This window comes from Jatrophihabitans sp. sgz311053 (genome assembly GCF_056135305.1).
Genome location: NZ_JBWAXP010000002.1, coordinates 1,209,177 through 1,228,789, shown reverse-complemented (window position 1 = coordinate 1,228,789; position 19,613 = coordinate 1,209,177). Strand labels below are relative to the sequence as shown.

Annotated in this window: 17 protein-coding genes; 10 read left to right on the top strand and 7 right to left on the bottom strand. The window is 66.8% G+C overall.

The features are described 5' to 3' along the window. Complete coding sequence (locus tag AC0NZQ_RS14715) at positions 1-972, bottom strand: carbohydrate kinase family protein (protein WP_474530627.1); 972 nt, start codon at positions 970-972, stop codon at positions 1-3. Positions 973-1,070: 98 nt separating this feature from the next. Then, positions 1,071-1,454 (bottom strand): iron-sulfur cluster insertion protein ErpA, encoded by a 384-nt coding sequence (gene erpA / locus AC0NZQ_RS14710; RefSeq protein WP_474530626.1) that lies wholly within the window; start codon positions 1,452-1,454, stop codon positions 1,071-1,073. Positions 1,455-1,551: 97 nt separating this feature from the next. Between erpA and nadA the strand changes: the two genes are divergently transcribed. Then, positions 1,552-2,727, top strand: a complete 1,176-nt coding sequence (gene nadA, locus AC0NZQ_RS14705) for a quinolinate synthase NadA (RefSeq protein WP_474530625.1) — start codon at positions 1,552-1,554, stop codon at positions 2,725-2,727. 61 nt (positions 2,728-2,788) lie between these two features. Here nadA and AC0NZQ_RS14700 read toward each other — a convergent pair whose 3' ends face one another. Next, on the bottom strand, positions 2,789-3,364 hold the full coding sequence (locus AC0NZQ_RS14700; protein ID WP_474530624.1) for a TetR/AcrR family transcriptional regulator: 576 nt from the start codon (positions 3,362-3,364) through the stop codon (positions 2,789-2,791). Between the two features lie 77 nt (positions 3,365-3,441). Between AC0NZQ_RS14700 and AC0NZQ_RS14695 the strand changes: the two genes are divergently transcribed. The 3 genes from AC0NZQ_RS14695 (at position 3,442) to AC0NZQ_RS14685 (ending at position 6,524) form a co-directional block, all read left to right on the top strand. Next, entirely contained in the window at positions 3,442-4,167 is a 726-nt protein-coding gene (locus tag AC0NZQ_RS14695; protein WP_474530623.1) for an SDR family oxidoreductase, read from the top strand. Positions 4,168-4,190: 23 nt separating this feature from the next. Further along, positions 4,191-4,808 carry a DUF3043 domain-containing protein gene (locus AC0NZQ_RS14690; RefSeq protein WP_474530622.1) on the top strand — a complete coding sequence of 206 codons (618 nt, stop codon included), beginning with the start codon at positions 4,191-4,193 and terminating at the stop codon, positions 4,806-4,808. A 78-nt stretch (positions 4,809-4,886) separates the two neighbouring features. Further along, positions 4,887-6,524, top strand: coding sequence for a long-chain fatty acid--CoA ligase (locus tag AC0NZQ_RS14685; RefSeq protein WP_474531409.1), 1,638 nt, complete (start codon positions 4,887-4,889; stop codon positions 6,522-6,524). 342 nt (positions 6,525-6,866) lie between these two features. Here the strand turns inward: AC0NZQ_RS14685 and AC0NZQ_RS14680 are convergent, their stop codons facing one another. Then, the gene (locus AC0NZQ_RS14680; protein WP_474530621.1) at positions 6,867-9,677 is read right to left on the bottom strand and encodes an HD domain-containing protein; all 2,811 of its coding nucleotides are present in this window, start codon (positions 9,675-9,677) and stop codon (positions 6,867-6,869) included. A gap of 672 nt (positions 9,678-10,349) precedes the next feature. On the opposite strand from AC0NZQ_RS14680, the gene AC0NZQ_RS14675 reads away from it, so the two are divergent. After that, positions 10,350-11,093: a hypothetical protein gene (locus AC0NZQ_RS14675; RefSeq protein ID WP_474530619.1), complete on the top strand. Its 744-nt coding sequence runs from the start codon at positions 10,350-10,352 to the stop codon at positions 11,091-11,093. Between the two features lie 252 nt (positions 11,094-11,345). Next, entirely contained in the window at positions 11,346-12,194 is an 849-nt protein-coding gene (locus AC0NZQ_RS14670; RefSeq protein WP_474530618.1) for an aldo/keto reductase, read from the top strand. A gap of 48 nt (positions 12,195-12,242) precedes the next feature. Here AC0NZQ_RS14670 and AC0NZQ_RS14665 read toward each other — a convergent pair whose 3' ends face one another. Next, complete coding sequence (locus AC0NZQ_RS14665) at positions 12,243-12,791, bottom strand: TetR/AcrR family transcriptional regulator (protein WP_474530617.1); 549 nt, start codon at positions 12,789-12,791, stop codon at positions 12,243-12,245. Positions 12,792-12,841: 50 nt separating this feature from the next. On the opposite strand from AC0NZQ_RS14665, the gene AC0NZQ_RS14660 reads away from it, so the two are divergent. From AC0NZQ_RS14660 to AC0NZQ_RS14650, 3 genes are all read left to right on the top strand, one after another. Next, positions 12,842-13,807 (top strand): SDR family NAD(P)-dependent oxidoreductase, encoded by a 966-nt coding sequence (locus AC0NZQ_RS14660; protein WP_474530616.1) that lies wholly within the window; start codon positions 12,842-12,844, stop codon positions 13,805-13,807. Positions 13,808-13,878: 71 nt separating this feature from the next. Continuing rightward, the gene (locus AC0NZQ_RS14655; protein WP_474530614.1) at positions 13,879-14,109 is read left to right on the top strand and encodes a hypothetical protein; all 231 of its coding nucleotides are present in this window, start codon (positions 13,879-13,881) and stop codon (positions 14,107-14,109) included. Between the two features lie 48 nt (positions 14,110-14,157). Next, on the top strand, positions 14,158-15,054 hold the full coding sequence (locus AC0NZQ_RS14650; RefSeq protein ID WP_474531407.1) for an NAD-dependent epimerase/dehydratase family protein: 897 nt from the start codon (positions 14,158-14,160) through the stop codon (positions 15,052-15,054). 26 nt (positions 15,055-15,080) lie between these two features. On the opposite strand, the gene AC0NZQ_RS14645 is transcribed toward AC0NZQ_RS14650, so the two are convergent. Continuing rightward, on the bottom strand, positions 15,081-15,590 hold the full coding sequence (locus tag AC0NZQ_RS14645; RefSeq protein WP_474530613.1) for a DUF3291 domain-containing protein: 510 nt from the start codon (positions 15,588-15,590) through the stop codon (positions 15,081-15,083). Between the two features lie 320 nt (positions 15,591-15,910). Here AC0NZQ_RS14645 and AC0NZQ_RS14640 point away from each other — a divergent pair, with 320 nt between their 5' ends. Next, on the top strand, positions 15,911-16,852 hold the full coding sequence (locus tag AC0NZQ_RS14640) for an HNH endonuclease (protein WP_474530612.1): 942 nt from the start codon (positions 15,911-15,913) through the stop codon (positions 16,850-16,852). Positions 16,853-16,991: 139 nt separating this feature from the next. Here the strand turns inward: AC0NZQ_RS14640 and AC0NZQ_RS14635 are convergent, their stop codons facing one another. Continuing rightward, positions 16,992-19,577: an immunoglobulin domain-containing protein gene (locus AC0NZQ_RS14635; RefSeq protein WP_474530611.1), complete on the bottom strand. Its 2,586-nt coding sequence runs from the start codon at positions 19,575-19,577 to the stop codon at positions 16,992-16,994. Positions 19,578-19,613 lie beyond the last annotated feature (36 nt).

The following is a 19,613-nucleotide window of genomic DNA, read 5'->3' as shown; positions in this document are numbered from 1 at the left end:
TCAGGCCAGGTACTTCTCCACCTCGGCGGCGCTGTCGGAGCCGTAGGACTCGTCCAGCCGGGCGAGGAACTCGGTCTTCTCGACCGTGTACTCCTGCGTGCCGACGCTCTCCAGGACCATGGTGGCGAGCAGGCTGCCGACCTCGGCGGCGCGCTGCCAGTCCAGACCCCAGTCGCGGCCGGTGAGGAAGCCGCCGCGGAAGGCGTCGCCGACACCGGTCGGGTCGGTCTTGGAGCGCTCGTTGGCCACCGGGACGTGGACGCGCTCGACGTCCTTGCCGACGATCTCGACGCCCTGGGAGCCCAGCGTGGTGACCCGGACGTTCACCTGCGCGGCGACGTCGGCCTCGGTGTAGCCGGTCTTGGACTCCAGCAGCTGCTTCTCGTAGTCGTTGGTGAAGAGCAGGTCGGCACCCTCGATGAGGCCCTTGAGGGCGTCGCCGTCCATGCGGGTGATCTGCTGCGACGGGTCGGCGACGAAGCGCAGTCCCTTGTCGCGGCACTCGGCCGAGTGCTGGACCATCGCGGTCGGGTCGTAGGCGCTGATGACGGCGAGGTCGGCACCGGCGGCGTCCCAGATGGGTGCGATGTCGATGTCGACGGCCTCGCCCATGGCGCCGGCGTAGAACGAGCCGATCTGGCAGAGCTCCTCGTCGGTGGTGCAGACGAAACGGGCGGTGTGCTTGGTCTCCGAGACTCGCACGTGGTCGCAGTTGACGCCGGCCCGCTCGAGCCAGGCGCGGTACTCGTCGAAGTCCTTGCCGACGTTGCCGACGAGCACCGGGGAGGCACCGAGCTGCGCCATGGCGTAGCAGATGTTGGGGGCGACCCCGCCGCGGCGGACGTCCAGCTCGTCGACCAGGAACGACAGCGAGATCTTGTGCAGGTGGTCGGCCAGCAACTGGTCGGAGAACTTGCCCGGGAAGTGCATCAGGTGGTCCGACGCGATGGACCCGGCAACGAGAGTCGGCATTGGACAAACGCTACCCAAAGCGAAGCGGCGCCGCGCGACAAGTCGCACGGCGCCGCCCCTGACGGTCCGAGATCACCCGCATCAGGCGGGTGAGGGGACTACCCGCAGAACGAGTTGCCGCAGGCGCAGCCGCCCTGGGCGTTCGGGTTGTCGATGGTGAAGCCCTGCTGCTCGATGGTGTCGGTGAAGTCGACCACCGCGCCACCGAGGTACGGCGCGCTCATGCGGTCGACGACGACCGGGACGCCGTGCGGGGTGAGCTCGACGTCGCCGTCGAGCGAGCGCTCGTCGAAGAAGAGCTGGTACTGCATACCCGAGCAGCCACCGGGCTGCACGGCGATGCGGAGGCGGAGGTCGTCACGACCTTCCTGATCGAGCAGCGCGCGGACCTTGGACGCCGCCGCCTCGGTCAGCTGCAGGTCGTTGCTCGGCGCCTCGGCCGGGGCCGTGGTCAGCTCGACGGGCGTTTCGGTGCTGGTCATATGTGCTCCCCAGGAAATCGGGTTCGACGATGTAGTGCCTGCAACCGCGCGTCGGCGGCCTCCATTCCATGGTAGCCGCCGGATTACGCTGTGGCTCGTGACCACGACCGAGTCGTTCACCGAACCCGGCTCCTCGCCGCTGGCCCTGCTGCTGCTCGGCCGGGGCAGCGACCCGGCCTCGGAGCGTGGCGTCGACTGCCCCGGCGAGCTGCCACCGGCCTCCGACCCGCGCCTGATCGAGCGGGCTGAGACGGCCCGTGCCGCGCTCGGCGAGCGCGCCTTCGTCCTCGGCCACCATTACCAGCGCGACGAGGTCATCCGCTTCGCCGACGTCACCGGCGACTCGTTCAAGCTGGCCCGCGACGCCGCGGCGCGTCCGGAGGCCGAGTTCGTCGTCTTCTGCGGCGTCCACTTCATGGCCGAGTCCGCCGACATCCTCACCAAGCCGGAGCAGGCCGTCGTCCTGCCCGACCTCGCCGCCGGCTGCTCGATGGCCGACATGGCCGACTACCAGCAGGTGCTCGACTGCTGGGACGTGCTGCGCGAGGCGGGCGTCGCCGACGTGACCGTCCCGGTGACGTACATGAACTCGACGGCCGCCATCAAGGCCTTCACCGGCGAGCACGGCGGCACGGTCTGCACCTCGTCCAATGCCGAGCGGGCGTTGCGCTGGGCCTTCGAGCAGGGCGAGAAGGTGCTCTTCATGCCCGACCAGCACCTCGGACGCAACACCGCCGTCCTGCAGCTCGGGCTCTCGCTGGACGACTGCGTCGTCTACAACCCGCACAAGCCGGGCGGCGGGCTGACCCGCGAGCAGCTGCGCGAGGCCAAGATGATCCTGTGGCGCGGCCACTGCTCGGTGCACGGCCGCTTCGCCTCCGCCAGTGTGGACGAGGTGCGCGCCCGGATCCCCGGCGTGAACGTGCTGGTCCACCCCGAGTGCCGGCACGAGGTCGTCCTCGGCGCAGACCTCGTCGGCTCGACCGAGTTCATCATCAAGACCCTCGACGCCGCCCCGGCCGGCTCGGCCTGGGCCGTCGGCACCGAGCTCAATCTCGTCCGACGGCTGGCCAACGCCCACCCGGACAAGCAGATCGTCTTCCTGGACAAGACTGTCTGCTACTGCTCGACGATGAACCGCATCGACCTCCCGCACCTGGTGCGCCAGCTGGAGTCGCTGGCCGCGGGCGAGGTCATGAACCGCATCACCGTCGAACCGCGGATGGCCGAGAACGCCCGCATCGCGCTGGACCGGATGCTGGCCCTGCCCTGACCGCTCGCGGTCGGGTGAGCCGGGACGGCCGGGATCGGCACAGCCTGAGGCGCGCGCAGCCTCAGGTGAAGATGCCGGCCGTCGCCATACCGACCCGGCGGCGCGCGGCGGCCTCGTCGTCGCCGTAGCGGTCGACCCCCCAGGACAGCGTCGTCGCCAGCTCGAAGACCTCCTCGGCGGTGACGGACGGACCGACCTCCCCCGCCTCCTTCGCGGCCTGCAGCAGGCGACGCGTGGTGACCAGCAGCGGGTGGCAGGCGGCCCCCACCGGCGACTCCGGATCGGCCTGCGATGCGGCGACGCAGTAGGGCAGGTCGTGCCAGATCCGCAGTTGCCAGGTGAGCCGAACCAGCCATTCCGCGAGCGCGTCGCGGGGGCTGAGGTCCCGGGCCAGCGTGTCGGCCTCGGCCGACGCGGCCTCGATCTCGGCGGCCATGACGGCGCTCAGCAGGTCGTCGCGGGTCGGGAAGTTGCGGTAGAGCGTGGCGTTGCCGACGCCGGCCCGTACCGCGATGCCGTCGAGCGGGGCCAGCACCCCCTCGGCCTCGAAGGTCTCGCGGGCCGCGGCGAGGATCGCGTCCCGGTTGCGCCGGGCGTCCGCGCGTCGTGGCTGAGCAGACGCTGCACCCACGCTCATCACTCCCTCCTCGACAAGTGGGGACACTCCCCATAAAGTCGATGCGGGGATCGTCCCCACTTGATGGAGGAGTCTAGATGACAGCGTCTCTGCAGCACCGGATCGTCCTGGTGACTGGTGCCAACGGCGGGCTCGGCGGCCAGTTCGTCGAGCAGGCCCTCGACCGCGGCGCGGAGAAGGTCTACGCCGCCGCGCGGTCGCCGAAGGACTGGGCCGATGCGCGGGTCATCCCGCTGCCGCTCGACATCACCGATCCGGACGCCGTCCTAAGGGCGGCCGTCGACGCCGGCGATGTGGACCTCGTGGTGAACAACGCCGCCATCGCGCCGGCCGGGGACTCGATCAGCGGGCCTGAGGACGCGCTGCGCCGGGTGTTCGAGACCAACTTCTTCGGCAACCTGCGCGTCGCGAACGCCTTCAGCCCGGTGCTCGCCCGCAACGGCGGCGGCACCCTGCTCAACGTGCTGTCGGCCGCGGCGTGGATCAGCGTCCCCACCGCCTACGGCGCGTCGAAGGCCGCGATGTGGTCGGCGACGAACGCGCTGCGCCTGCAGCTGGGCGGGCAGGGCACGCACGTCGTCGGGCTGCTCGTCGGGATGGTCGATACCCCGATGTCGAGCCGGTGGGACGTGCCGAAGGTGAGCGCCGAGAGCGTCGTCGCCCAGGCTTATGACGGGATCGCCGCGGGGGCGCTCGAGGTCCTGGCCGACGACAGCACCCGCGGGCTGAAGTCCCAGCTGAACCTGCCCGCGGAACAGCTCTACCCGTGGCTGCACGAGCAGCTGGCCGGATTCGAGGCCTAGCGGCGGGACGTATCATCGCCGCCGTGAAGCTCACCAAGCGCGACAGCGCCGCCGCCTCCGAGATCGCCGAGAACACGGCCGAGGACGAGACCGTCGAGACCGGACGCAAGGGTCGCCCGACACCCAAGCGCCGCGACGCGCAGGGGCGGCGGGGTCCGGTGACGGCGCCGAAGACGCGCAAGGAGGCCTACGCCCGGCAGAAGGAGCAGGCCCGTGAGCAGCGAGCGGCGGCGAAGCTGGCCAAACCGCGGTCCGTGGCCGAGCAGCGCGCCGCGCTCAAGCGGGGCGACCCCTCCGCGCTCCCCCGCCGCGACCAGGGCGCGACCCGCAAGCTGGCCCGCGACTGGGTCGACTCGAAGCGGATGTTCTCCAACTACCTGCTGCTGCTCTTCCCGCTGATGATCGCGGCGTCGTTCATCCCCGCCCTGGCCGCCGTCCAGATCGTCGTGCTGGCGGTCCTCTTCGGCCTGGTCTTCGAGTGGTACGTCACCGGCATGCGGATCCGCGCGCTGGCGACCGAGCGCTTCGGCAAGGCGGACGGCGGCAACATGTCCATCGGCTTCTACGCCGGCAGCCGGGCCTACCTGCCGCGCAAGTGGCGCCTCCCCGGCCCGCAGGTCGAGCGCGGCGACGAGATCTGAGCACCCCTCCCCTGAGGCGCCGCTCACACAGGTGGAGTAATACTTCCCGGTAACCCCAACGCCGGAGGAGCTGTCTTGATCCAGAGCACGATGCAGGACGACGTCCAACTCACCGTCACGCAGATCCTGCAGCACGGCTCGCGGGTCTATCCCGACTCCGAATGCGTCACCTGGACCGGCGGCGGCGCCCGCCGCGCCACCTTCGCCGAGATCGCGGTGAATGCCGAGAAGCTGGCGGCCGCGCTGACCACGCTGGGCGTGGAGACCGGCGACCGGGTCGGCACCTTCTGCTGGAACAACCAGGAGCACCTCGAGGCGTACTACGCCGTCCCCGGCATGGGCGCGGTGCTGCACACGCTGAACATCCGGCTCACCCCGGAGCAGGTCGTCCACATCGTCGGCCACGCCGAGGACCGCGTCATCATCGTCGACGCCACCCTCGTCGGGCTGCTGGCGCCGATCGCCGCCGAGCTGAAGACGGTCGAGACCTTCGTCGTCATCGGTGAGAGCGAGCACGCCGACAAGCTGGCGGCGGGCGGCGCGAAGGTCGTGACCTACGCCGACATCGTCGCCGCCGAGGAGCCGGGCTTCGTCTGGCCCGAGCTGGACGAGAAGGCCCCGGCCTCGATGTGTTACACCTCGGGCACGACGGGCGAGCCGAAGGGCGTCGTCTACTCGCACCGCTCCACGTACCTGCACGCGCTGGCGACGATCGCCACGGGCGTCACCGGCTTCACCGAGCGCGACAAGATCCTCACCTTCGTGCCGATGTTCCACGTCAATGCGTGGGGCATCCCCTTCGGTGCCTTCCTCTGCGGCGCGACGCTGCACTTCCCCGGCCCGCACATGACGCCGGAGCCGATCTGCGAGTTCATCCGCACCGAGCGCTCGACGCTGGCGGCCGCCGTCCCGACGATCTGGGGCGGCATCGCCCAGTACGCGAAGGCGGCCGGCGACAAGGTCGACCTGTCCTCGCTGCGGATGGGGACCTCCGGCGGTGCCGCCATCCCGCAGTCGCTGCTGGAGGCGTTCCAGGACAACTTCGGCGTGCGCATCATCCAGGGCTGGGGCATGACCGAGACCTCGCCGGTGGGCGGCATGGCCCACCCGCCGGCCGATGTCGAGCTCGGCTCGCCGGAGGAGATCCCGTACCGGATGAAGTCCGGCCGCATCATCCCCGGTGTCCAGATGCGGATCGTCAACGACAACGGCGACGAGCTGCCCTGGGACGGCAAGGCCGTCGGCGAGATGGAGGTCCGCGGCCCGTGGATCACCGGCGCGTACTACAACGCCGATGTGCCGGAGAAGTTCCACGACGGCTGGCTGCGCACCGGCGACATCGGCACGATCGACCGCCGCGGCTTCTTCCAGATCACCGACCGCAGCAAGGACGTCATCAAGTCCGGCGGTGAGTGGATCAGCTCCGTCGAGCTGGAGAACCTGCTCATGGCCCACCCCGCCGTCGCCGAGGCCGCCGTCATCGGCATCCCGGACGAGAAGTGGACCGAGCGCCCGCTGGCTGCGGTGGTTCTGTCCGGCGAGGCTTCACCTGCCGAGCTGGCTTCCTTCCTGGAAGGGAAAGTTGCGGCATGGCAGGTCCCGGAAAATTGGACGTTCATCGACGAGGTCCCCAAGACCACCGTCGGGAAGTTCGACAAGAAGGTCATCCGGGCCCACCACGCGGACGGGGACTACGAGGTCTTGCGGACGAAGTAATCGCGGGCCCCAGGCGGGCTGCCGTGATCGGGCACATAATGCTGCGCGTCGCTATCATGTCCTACCCTCAGAACCGATAAACCGTCACGATCCGGGTCGTCGGGAACACGGTCCTAGCTATGGCTACGAAGGTGCTCGTGTTCCTGGTCGGCGGGTCTCTCGGGCTTCTCTTAGATAAGGGCTCTACGGACGCCGCACGCGGGTGGGGGTCGCCGCGCCTCGCAACCGCCCGACGACACGCTATGACAGCGCACAGGCACGAAGGGTCAACTTGCATCAATCATACCTTCGAAAAAGCGAGCGCCGAGTTTGCATCGGCAACGCCACGCAGTAGCCCCGACATCATGCGCCGGGCTTGCGCACAATGAGCACTCGATCTGATTCATCCGAATCGCTATCGCGAAGCATTGTTGAAACTTCCTCGTCGGGCGCCGTGTCAAAACTGAGGCTCTTAATAGTCTGCTCGAGATCGGCGTTCCAAGCTTTTGCAGCCTCCTGAACCACATCCCCCTCTAATTCGTAATGATAATTTTGCCACCATACTTCCGGGACGAAAACCGCTTCCAAGGTCCTCTCGGGAAGCGCAATATCGATGACGGGTTCAGCTATCGGCAGCCCGTCCATTGGATTACGGGTAATCACCGGGACAATTATTAGAGAGTCGGGAACCTGACGAAAGCTCCCATCCGAGAGGCGAAATATGCTTAAACGATCTGTTCCAGGCTGAGGGAAAAGCATACTCGGATCCATCATGTGAACGTAAAATTGCGACTTGTGACGAACCCACTCTCCGAACTCCCCCGCATTCATGTAACCCGCGGCGCCAATGCATATCGGAGCCGGTTCATGACGGTAGCCGAAAGACCGCGTGAGAGCCTGTAATTGCAGCTTTTCCCGATCCGTGAGTGGAACCTGCGATGATCTACTCCATTGGTCAAACGACCACTCCGAGAACTGAGCCGCCGAAGTCTCAATATGAACGCGATCTCTGGCAGCACGAAGTGGCGTACCCTCTATTACGCCGCAAAAATGCGGTATGTCGCTAGCAAAAAATCCACCACAGTAAGCGGCCGCGGGAACTAAATTTGCACGCTCCGCATTGAAGGCCAACCGGCCAATACAACGTCCATTGTCGTCAGTCAGTGGCGCAAGCATCTTCGAGAGGTACGCCCGGGCATCGGAGCGAACGGTAGCTAGCGGCCTGGAGAAACCATCTTCCGGGTTAACGCATTCGAGTAACTCATCGGTTGTCATAGTTTGCCAACTGTGACCGGCTATACCGACGAACCGCTGACCGTCGGACAGGAGTACATCGATAGGCTCGTCAGACATCATAGCTATTCTGCGAATTAGGTGCATTTGTGCCATGATGCCACTGTGACCACGATGCGGTCCAACTATTCCAAAATCTCCAAAGATTTTATCCTGAAGCGTAAGGCGAATCTCTGTGCCGGGCTCCGTCAGCCGCTCGCTACGCTCAGCCCGCCGCAAGATTGGCCGACCGTCCGGGCCGTGGCGAAAGTCCAACACGGAGGTGTCCTCCCACCCGGCATGGAGAGCGCGCGAAGTGACCCTAACTTCATCTGCGACCATAAAGACGGAGAAAAAGCCAATGCCATACTGACCCGTCGATGAAAATCCTTGACTGAGCGCGCCGGGGTATTCTCCCCGAAGTCGCTGACTTCGCCACCCGCTCACACCGAAGCCGCACAAGAAGTCGGCCATATCTTGCGCCGACATTCCAATTCCGAAATCACGTACCACTAAAAAATCCTGCTGCTCTCCTTCCGTGAAAGAAACGCAAATATTTTTTAGTTCAGTCTCTCCGTGAGCAAACCTGCGAGCGCGAGTTGCATCGCTTGCATTGGCCAGCATTTCACGAAGGGCAACCGTTGAATTGCCTCCATAAAGGGCCGACCCACCCAAAGATCGAATGACATAGGGTGCGTTCGGAATTTGCGGGCGGGCGTCAATGGGCTCCCAATCACCAGGAGACACGAAGGTCGCGAAGCGCAAAGGGTCTTCAGCGCCTGCTACACCTCTCGCCGCGAAACGCGGTAACCCTATGTCCGCACATAGGGCGTCAACCATCCGAAGCTCACGGTCGATCATCTGGATTGCGTCGAAGGCAAGCCACCACGCATCAGCGTTCTCGACACCGAATTCCCCAACACTTGTGTAGACGAGGCGGTCGCCCCTCATTCGCGGATGAAGCATGCGTTCTTGGAATAGCCAGTGATCACGAGACTCGCCTTGGGGCTGACGGAAGGGAGTGTGCAAAGGTTCGGCCCGACGCGCATCAACCTGAGCAGCGTCGGCCAGCCTAAGTGCGCAGGCAAGCTTTACCGGACTGACCGACCACTCAACGGGAAAGCCCGAGGGCGCACCCATCTCGTGCGGGAGATAATCAACCAGTTCGTTGACGCCGAGCCAATGACTACGACCAATCTTGCCGATTACATCGCCGTACCAGTGGCGAAGCTCTGTGTCAGCTAGAAGAAAGAATGGCTCACCGCTAGAGAGTTGCCACTGCTGGCCCAGCACTTTCGCCGCTTGCAGGGCGTGCGCTTCCCTCAAGTGAAGAGTCAGCAGTGTTTTTCCTAACTGACTTGTGAGCCCGTCCCACGTCGGATTCGCCTCGACATCCCTTTCCATATCGGCCTGAATTTCCTCGGCCTGGTATGGAGCGCGAGACCAGAGCAAATCTTTCCAAGCCTCGGAGTTGACGATCCCCGCAAGCCCCTCCTGATATGCTGCGAGGCCCATTCCAAGATCGTGAACCAGGAAAGCGCCCCCTAATACAAAACCTTCAGCTGGGTTTAGTTTTAGTCCATCACCCATCAACATTCCGGCCATGTCCCAAAGTGCGTCGGAGTGGGTCACTGAATGGTCCGTGTATCCGGGAACACTTAAAGCGATCTCAGCCGCGAGCGGCTTAACGTGGCGGCGGAATTGCTCAAACGCAGCAACAAGACGGTCGACGTTCTCCTTTTGGGAACCGTCAGAATTTCCGAAAGTTTCTGCATACAGAGGACTCTGCTGATACGAGGTCATTCCGATCGCTTTCTGTAGTTTTTCGGCCCAGTCAGCAACGACGCGTCGGGCTACCTCGGACCCATGGTTGATCCCATACCTGTCTTCCTGCTGCCGCACAGTACATCCTGTCGGGTCGGGCTTGATCGATGCAATACTTCATGCCATCTATCTCGCATGCCCGGCGTCCGAGTGCCGCGACCGCCTCAAGTGGGCCCCAATTCAATTCGACCAGCACGGGAGTGTTGCGGTCCGGGCAGAACGCGTGGATGGCCAGGGCGTGTCCGTGTGAGTACCGCGTGAGGTCGCAGCGCCACAGCCACAACCACGTTCGTGTCAGAGCCGGCACCTGCAGACGCCACGAGTCTATGGACACACGGACTACACGTTGCCTGCGGACCGCCCTAGTGTTCGTCGCAGGAATGGGTTGGTCTTCCCTCGCGCCCGAACGTGGACGTCGGTCGCGTGAAACGCGAGGCGCAAGATCAACTTGCGGGCAGACTATCGAACGGCCGCACAATCAGCCAACTTCCCGTTGTCGCGTGGTCGAAACCCGCTTGCGACATCGCGAGTGGCTTTGCCTGTGGGTCGCGTGCGCCCTGCTAGTCGCACATGGCGCGGCCGGAAACCTAGCATCTACGCTGACGCGATTTATTGATCACCTAAGCGCACCGGCGTGTCTGTTACGCGGCGAATTATTGCCAAACGACCTTCATCCGGATACCCAACAAGCGGCCGCTTCTTGGTACTTCCCAGGCCAGAATGTCGGCGGGCTGATCTAGGTTGAGCGGCATGGCGCCAGGACTGACCGACGAGCAGGTCGCGCAGCTGCGCGACGAGGTGACCGCGGGGATGTCGCCGCGGGTGCGGATCGCCGGGGCGCAGTTCGACAGCGGCGTGGTCCGCTCGGTGGGTGATTCGGCGGTCGACGGCGAGGACTTCGTGACCGTGCGGGTCAAGGTCGACGGGGTGACGGACGACCTGCGGTTCGCGCCTCGTGAGCTGTCGCGTGGCAGGGAAGCGCCCGCGAAGCGGCCGGCCAAGAAGTCACCCGCCCAGACTCACACCGGCGCGACGCCGGCAAGGCCGCGCAAGACGGCGCCGGCTACGAGCAACACGCCGGAACCAGAAGCTGGCGCGCGTCCGGCCCGGCCAGCGCGAAAAGCCGCCCCGGCCCCGGCGCCCGCAACACCAACGCCCGCGGCCAAGGCAGCCAGGCCGCCCGCACCGGACGCCCCGTCCAAGCGTGGTGGGCGCAAAGCCGCTCCCGGCGCCTCGGTGACGATCACGCTGAAATCGGCCGGCACCTCGTGGGCGGTGAGCGTGCAGCGAGGCGCGAAGTCGATCGCCAAGAACATCGACGTCAACCCCGGGGTCGTCTCCGCGGTCGCCGGCCTGCTCGACGTCCCCTCGCTTGAGGAAGCAGTGGCCGCCGTCAACGACGCCGCGCGTGTCGAGGCCGAGGCCCGCGCCGAGGAGCTGCGCGCCGAACTGGCGCGCATCGAAGCCGTCCTCGACAGCCACCGCCTCCCCTGAGCAGAGCCACGCCGGTCTACGCGCCGTGATCGGTTCACGTGAACCGATTTCACCGGCCGCGGGTCGTACACCAGGACGGTCCCGGGCGGCCTACCCCCGAAGCGCCGGGGGTGGACATCCCCTCGGTCACGGCGCAGAACGGACAGCCCCTGGCACCCGACTCATCGCTGTGCGAGTGACGGCCAGGTATCGGCAGGACTGCCGATGGGCGTGACAGCGACGCTGGGGCAGGCTTGCGGAAAGGAGCTGATGATGACCGCACCCACAGACCGCACGGTGACGCTGGCCGACGGAACGCCGGTTCCTCGGCTCGGCATGGGCACCTGGTACCTCGGTGAGCACCCCGACCAGCACGCCGAGCAGTTGCGGGCCCTGCGCACCGGCATGGACGTCGGCCCGACCTTGATCGACACCGCCGAGATGTACGGCGACGGGGCAGCCGAGGAGCTGGTCGGCGAGGCCATCGCCGGGCACCGGGACGAGGTCTTCCTCGTCAGCAAGGTGCTCCCCCGCAACGCCAGCCGTCAGGGCACGGCCGCGGCGTGCCGGGCCAGCCTGCGGCGCCTCGGCACGGACCACCTCGACCTGTACCTGCTGCACTGGCGCGGCTCGGTACCGCTCGCCGAGACCGTCGCCGCCTTCGAGCAACTCGTCGATGACGGCCTGATCCGACGCTGGGGCGTGAGCAACTTCGACGTCGACGACGTGGACAAGCTGCGGTCCGTGGCCGGCGGGAACCGCCTGCAGACCGACCAGGTCCTCTACAACCTCGCCCGGCGCGGTCCGGAGTACGACCTGATCCCGCAGTGCGACCGGATGGGCGTGCCGCTGATGGCCTACTCCCCCGTCGACCACGGACGACTCCTCGACGACCCCGCGCTGCAGGTCATGGCGGCGGCCAAGGGAGTCACGCCGGCGCAGCTCGCGCTGGCCTGGGTGTTGCGGCTGCCGCAGGTCTTCGCCATCGCCAAGGCCTCGACCCCGGCACACGTCCGGGAGAACTACGTGGCACTCGACATCGAGCTCGACGCCGCGGAGCTCGCCGAGCTCGACCGTTACTACCCACCACCGACGAGCAAACAGCCGCTCGACGTCCTCTGAGGGGCGGCCCGGCCGGGCCGAATCGGTTCACGTGAACCGATTCGGCCGTCACGGCAGCAGCAGGCCGATGGCCACGCGCAGTCGGTCCAGGTAGGCGGCACGGTCGTCCACCTGATGCTTGATGCCGATCGAGGTGCTGATCAGCGTCTGCGCCACGGCCTCGGCCGCGACGTCCGATTCGGTCGAGAGGGCACGGACCACGAGCTCGGCGAACCGCTGGGGCGCGCGCTGGACGACCGGCCCCAGGACATCGGGGTTCTCCTCGACGACGGTGGCGACGTCCCGGGTCAGGGGGCCGAGGTAGCGGCCGGTCCAGTGATCGAAGGCGCGCAGCAGCCGCTCCTGCGAAGATCCCTCGGACGCAGTCAGCGCCGACTCGGCGGCGGCGAGATCGCGCTGCAGCGAGCGCTCCACGGCCTCGCGGAAGAGGGCCTGCTTCGAGGCGAAGAGGAAGTACAGGCCGGGGCGGGAGATGTCGGCGTCCCGAGCCACCTGATCCATCGACGTCCGGCGGTAGCCGAAGCGGGCGAAGGTCAGCAGCGCTGCGTCCAGGACGGCGGCACGACGGTCGTCCGTCGAGGTGCCGTCAGGTTCCATGACCATACTGTACCTACTGAACATGATCTGTAATTTTGTACAGTGGTCGGATGGGCAGCCTCATCACCACCGAGTTCACCGCGCAGAGCACGGCCGACGACGTCGTCCGCGGCGTCGACCTCAGCGCCCGGCGAGCGGTGGTGACAGGCGCATCGTCGGGCATCGGTGTCGAGACCGCCCGGGCACTGGCCTCGGCCGGCGCGGCGGTCGTCCTCGCCGTGCGGAACACCGCTGCGGGCGAGACGGTCGCGCATGGGATCCGGATGTCCACCGGAAACGACCGGGTCGAGACACGCCACCTCGACCTGGCCGATCAGGGATCCGTCGCCCGCTTCGTCGCACAGTGGCACGGCCCGCTGCACCTGCTGGTGAACAACGCCGGGCTGGTGACCGGCGGATTGGAGCGCACCGCGCAGGGGTGGGAGCTGCAGTTCGCCACCAACCACCTCGGGCACTTCGCCCTCGCCGACGGCCTGCACCACGCGTTGGCGCGGGGCGCCGCGGAGGGCGACGGAGCGCGGGTCGTGGCCCTGAGCTCGACGGCCCACATGCGGGCGGGCATCACCTTCGACGACCTGCACTTCGAGCGGCGTCCCTACGATCCACAGCAGGCCTACGCCCAGTCGAAGACCGCCAACAGCCTCTTCGCCGTGGCGGCCACCCGACGCTGGGCCGACGACGGCATCGTCGCCAACGCCGTCAACCCCGGCGGGATCGCCACCGGACTGCAGCGCAACTTCACCCCGTGGCAGCGCCAGTCGCTGGACGCGGCCGAGGCCGCCGGCGTCTTCACCTACAAGACGATCCCGCAGGGCGCCGCGACCACCCTCGTCGCCGCCGTTCATCCCGCCTTCGCCCGCTCGGGCGGGCACTACCTCGACGACTGCCGAGAGGCCTACCCCGTGCCGGACGACGCCGAGATGGCCGACCATCCGCACGGCGTGAAGCAGTGGGCCCTCGATCCCGACAGCGCGGCTCGGCTGTGGCAGGTCTCGGCCGACCTCGTCCGAAGCTGATGCCAGGGCAGGCCTACGACCGGCCGCCGGCGTCGGTACCAAGGCGTTCGCGTCCCAGGTCGGTGAGCGGAATGGCCGACATGTTGGTCAGCCAGATCCCGAGCAGCGCAGCCCGGCGTCTCGAAGCTCAGGAGGAGCGGACGATGGCGACGCCCAAGAAGGTCACTGTGACCAGGGCGCAGAAGGCGGCGGCGACGTCGCTCGTCCAGCGCAGTGCCGCGTCCGGCAAGTTCGTGAGCGGTTCGGTCCGCAAGGTTGCCTCTGCCGCGCCGAAGCGCGCAGCGTCTGCCGCCAAGAGTTAGCCACCCCCGGGCGCTGTCCGCCGCACCGCCCCGGGTAGGACGATGAGCATGCGCATCTTCTTCACCGGCGGCAGCGGCAAGGCCGGCAAACACGTCGCCCCCTATCTCGCCGAGCAGGGCCATCAGGTCACCAACGCCGACCTCGCCCCGCTCGGGCACCCCGACGTTGCCGATCTTCGCGTCGACCTCACCGACGCCGGTGAGACGTACTCCGCGTTGGCGGGAACGGCCACGCACGCCGAGCTGGACCTGCCCCGCAAGCCGAGCTACGACGCGGTGGTCCACTTCGCCGCCATCCCGGCGATCCTGCTGCGACCCGACTCGGCGACCTACGCCACGAACGTGCTCAGCACCTACAACGTCCTCGAGGCGGCCACCCGGCTCGGCATCGGCAAGATCATCTTCGCCTCGTCCGAGACGACGTACGGCGTCTGTTTTGCGCAAGGCCAGCGCAAACCGCTGTACATCCCGGTGGACGAGGAGCACCCGACCGTCCCCGAGGACTCGTACGCGATGTCCAAGGTGGCGAGCGAGACGACGGCCCGCTCCTTCCACGCCCGAAGTGGCTCCGACATCTACGGCCTGCGTATCAACAACGTCATCGAGCCGCACGAGTACGCCGAGATGTTCCCCGCCTTCCTCGCCGACCCGTCGCTGCGGCGGCGCAACCTCTTCGCCTACATCGACGTCCGCGACCTGGGCCAGATGGTGCACCGCTGCCTGCAGACCGACGGTCTCGGGTACGAGGTCTTCAACGTCGCCAACGCCGACATGTCCGTCGCCGCCACCACCGACGAGATCATCGGCCGCTTCTACGACGATGTCGAGGTCCGCCGCGAGTTGGGGCGCGACGAGACCTTCTACGCCATCGACAAGGCGCGCGAGCTGGTCGGTTTCGAGCCGCAGCACTCATGGCGCGACGTCCTCACCGACCCCGGCGCCTGAAGGTCGCAGGTTGTCAGCTCAGGCGTTCAGAGCGGGCAGTGCCAGCCGTCCTCGACCCGCACGGAAGCGTTCGGCAGCCCGGGATTCGGGAACGGTGCCTGAAAGGTGAAGGCCTCGGCGGTGGGGCCGTGACGGCGCAGGTGACGCACCCGCTCCTCGGCATCAGCGGTGGTCGGACGGTAGCCCGCCGGCACCCACCAGAGCGCGGTCATCGGTTCGGCGGCCCGCTGGAACCACGTCCGCCGACGGCGCATCACCTGCAGGTGGCGTCCCGAGAAGACGAAGTCGGCCAGGGCCTCCACCGACGACCACGTGGTCAGGTTGAGGATGACGCCGTAGCTGTCCGCGACATCCCAGCCGAAGGCCTGGACCGCCGTGGCGTTGCCGTCCTCGGTCTGCAGCCGCCAACGGAAGCCGGGTGACGCCTCGCCCTCGGCATTGACCTCGTCCAGTGCGGCCATGAAGTCGGCCAGCAGCGGCGAGTCCAGCGGTGCCAGCAGCCGTGACACATTCACCTGGGCCAGCTCGAAGCTCATGGCCGGAGACTACGACACCGGCACCCCGTCCGGAGCCGATCACATGTGGCACGAGCGTTTCCTTGTGAGGTATCGAGAAGCGCACCGTACCCCATACTGTCCGGTGAGACGACTGTAAGGGACGGAACGCATGGAACCCTGACGACGGCGAGCGCCGTCGGATGCGGCGTCGAACGCTCCTGTCCCCGCATGACCGAGACATTTCGCGGCGTGTGCTGATCGCTATCGACTAACCCCTCCCGCAGTCGCCAACCGCAGCATTCAACCGCTACGTTGACGTTCTCGCCGCATGTGCCGGCCACGCGCCTCCGGAGGGCCAGATGGGCACGATTCTCGCAATTCTCTTCCTCTGGTTTGCCGCGTGGGCGACCATTCGGATAGTCAGGTACGTCCGGAAGGAGCGTTACTTCGGCAGCCCCGAGTTCCTGGCGCACAAGGCGGCGTTGGCGCACTTCGTCCGCGAGCACAATGACATCGAGATCTACACGACCGATCTGCGCAACCGTGGTGACTTCCAGGTGGGCGCCTCATCCAGCGGCGCTCACGCGCACCTCGCGACCTTCCACAACACGAGCCAGTGGAACTATCGGCGAGACCGCAATCTCGCGACGTACCGGGCGCGCAACGTTCACAACTGCTCGCTCCAAGTGGTTCGTAATGCGAGCGCGGATCCACTGAAGTACGTGATGAAGTACTTCCATATCAAGGCAGAGGAGGCCACCCTGGCCGAGGTCGAGCGGCTAGGCGAGAACATCACACGACTGGAGAGCGCAGTGAGCAATCTCCGCGCCCGCGAGGCCAGCATTACGCAGGCGGTCAATCCGCCTCGCTTCATTCTCAAGCACTACGAAGCGCAGTTCATGGCGCAGGTCGGCGTCACCCTCTCGCCGATCTCGGTTCCGTACCCGACGTACTCGTTCGAGTACGTCAGTGCCGGCGGCAACAGCTCACAGCGCACCAGCGTCACCCTCGACTCCCCCACCATCGACGCCCTCGTCGAGACGCTTGCGCAGAAGATCCGTTGGCGCAAGAGCGCGGCGGGACAGCGGGCGTTGATGACCGCCAGGCTCCGCGATTCGATCAAGGCACGGGACGGATTCGCCTGTCGGCAGTGCCGCGTCTCACTGAAGGACGAGCCCCACCTGCTGCTCGAGGTTGACCACATCATCCCGGTCTCGCGTGGCGGAATGTCCACGGCGACGAACCTGCAGACGCTGTGCTGGCGGTGCAACCGGACGAAGGCTGCCAGGGTACCCGCGTAAATCCGCCAGCCCCCGTTGTCGAACCGATGGTCAGGACGACGAGGGCCGCCGTGAGGGCGGCATCACGTCGATCACGAGCCTTTTGATCGCCCGCCGCACCTGGTGGGGAATGTGTCTACGCCGCAAAATGACCGCCCTTTTACCTTCTGACCCAGAGTGCTGCCGCACGGGACACGACGATGCCAGCCACATTCGAGAACGAGGCCCGGTAACGGTTGCCGTCCCGTGACCGGGTGGCCGTGACGATCAGCCGCGTACTCGTCGCTGCGGCGAGCGTGCTCCAGTGGCGCCCACGGTCTCGGCTGACCTGCCACCGGATCGTTGCGACCGGCGAGCCGGAGGCCGCGGCCGTGAATACCGCACGCCGGCCGGGTCGTACCGCGCGCGCCGCGGGTTGCCGGGTGATCTTCGGTGCGGTCCAGAGTGTCAGCTTGGCGGTTCGGCTCACGACCTCGCCTGCACGCGTGTAAGCCGTGGCGTGGTACAGCGCGGCGTGGGAGGCGATGACCGGGAGCCGAACTCCGCTCCCCACGACGGCCCAGCTCTGTCCACCGTCCAGGCTGCGCCTCCATACGATGGTCGGTGCCGGTGTGCTGCGGACCCTGACGGTGAAGCTGGTCGCGTGACCGGTCACGGCTCCGTGCGAGATCGGCTGAATAGTGAACACGGGCATCGTGGCGGTGACGGCCGTCGCCACCCGGCTGTACACGATGCCGGCTGCGCTGAGCAGACGCGCACGGACATACCTTGCCGAGCGCGGCGCCACGGTGACCGAGGACTTGGTGGCCGACTCCAGGTCCGTCCAGGTCGTCTTGTCCTGACTGGACTGCCACTGGATCGCCGGCGCCGGGCTGCCCGTCCATGCCACCGAGTAAGTGGCGTCATCACCATTGGTCAGGACGACATCCGCTGGTTGCGAGGTCACGTGCGGCGCGGCGAGGACGATGCTCGTCGCCGTGCTGTCGGAGATCACCACACAGCGACTCACCGTGACGCAGGCGACGTCGCGAAGCCGATCCCCCTCGGGCATCGGGGCACCGTCGAGGGGCTCGCTGAACCGGCCGGCCACCACTGCCCTGATGCCGGTGACGATGCCCGCGGTGATGCACAACCCGACGCTCGGGCAGTCGATCCGGTCGTCGGAGGACCAAGGCCACCGCAGCCCGTGTACCCAGCCCGTCCCGTTCCAGAGATCCATGTGATTGGTATCCGGCACGGCGCAGAAGGCGCTGCTCACACACGACGGTTGACCGTTTGACGGCTCGGTCTGGTCGGAGCGCACAGTCCAGGTCCACGTCGCACCGTCATACCGCCAGCCGCCGGAGACACAGAAGGTCGCTGAAGTGCAGTCCACGCCGCCGTAGAGAGTGTTGGGTGCGCTGCGCACCACCCAGGTCGCGCCGCCGGAGGTGGCGTAGCGCCCGTCAGTGGTGATGGCCATGCAGAAGTGGGTGGTTGGGCAGGAAACCGAACTCGATACCCAGTCCTCGTCGGCAGTCGTCCAACGCACGCCATCCCATCGCGCGACGACGCCGCCGTAGCCACGACCACGCAGCTCACTGCCGACGGCGACGCAACTGTCCGCCGCGCCGCAGGAAACGTCCATGAAGCCCGTGTCGGCGTCGATGAGCTGTGGAGCCGCCCATTGCGCCCCGCTCGACCGCACCGCGTTGCCGTTGGCGTCGACGGCGAGACAACTGCCATCGCCGACACAGGCAAGCGCGGTCATGTAGCCAGTGACGTGCTCGATGAGCTCCGGCTTGCCCCACGCTCCGTCGACGCGTCGCACGGCGAAGCCGCGTCGATCTACGGTCGTGCAGTCGCTTCGAGAACACGAAAGCCCGACGGGCGCCAGGTGGGGGTCCACGACTGCCGGGGAGGACCACGCCACTCCGTCCCATGTCACCGCGACGCCGCGCGGCGAGCTTGCCGGATCGAGGTCCGCTCCAACGGCGGTGCAGCTCGTCGCGCTCTCACAGGACACCAACGACAGTGCGACGTTCGCTATCTGCTTGGCGATTGGCCAGCTTGTTCCGGTCATGGTTCGGATCTCGTCGCCGGCAACCAGGGTGCAGTGGGCCTCGTCCGGGCAGGAAACCGCGCTATTCGTTCTGGCGAAGACGTCACGACCGAGGGTCCACGCCGAGCCGTCCCACCGTAGGACACTTCCGACCGTGTCAACTGCGACGCAGAAGGTCGTGCTCGGGCACGAGATCGAATCGATCTGACCCGCCGTCGAGTCGTCCGAAGTTAGGTTCGCAGCTGGAGTCCAGTCGGTTCCGTCGAAGATCGAGTAGCGCCAGTCGTGGATGAACACGCAGAAGCTGTTGGAAGCACAGGTCACGGAGTCGTCCTGGCTAGTGCTGGCGTCGAGCACGTCGGGGAAGCGCCGCCAGGTCCCGTCGGTGGCACGGACGGTGGCGTCGTTGCCCCCAACCGCCACGCACATGCCACTGACGGAACATGCTGCGTCGAGCATGCCGGACCCGGCTGCACCGCTGGGCACCGTCTCGATGTTCCATCGACCGCCGCTGCGGACCCTCGCCTGATCGGTGCCGTCAACGACCAGACAGATGCTCGTCGCGCATGCGATCTGCGACGGGTTCGCCGAGACTGGATCGATAACCGTCGCGACTGGAGATGTCCGCGCCGCCGCAGCAGCAGCCGAGAGATCGACGGCAACCGCGCACAAGAGTGCGAAAGCTAGCAAGGAAGCGATGCTCATGCGCATCACACCATCGGCGCGGATCGTCCCGCCCAA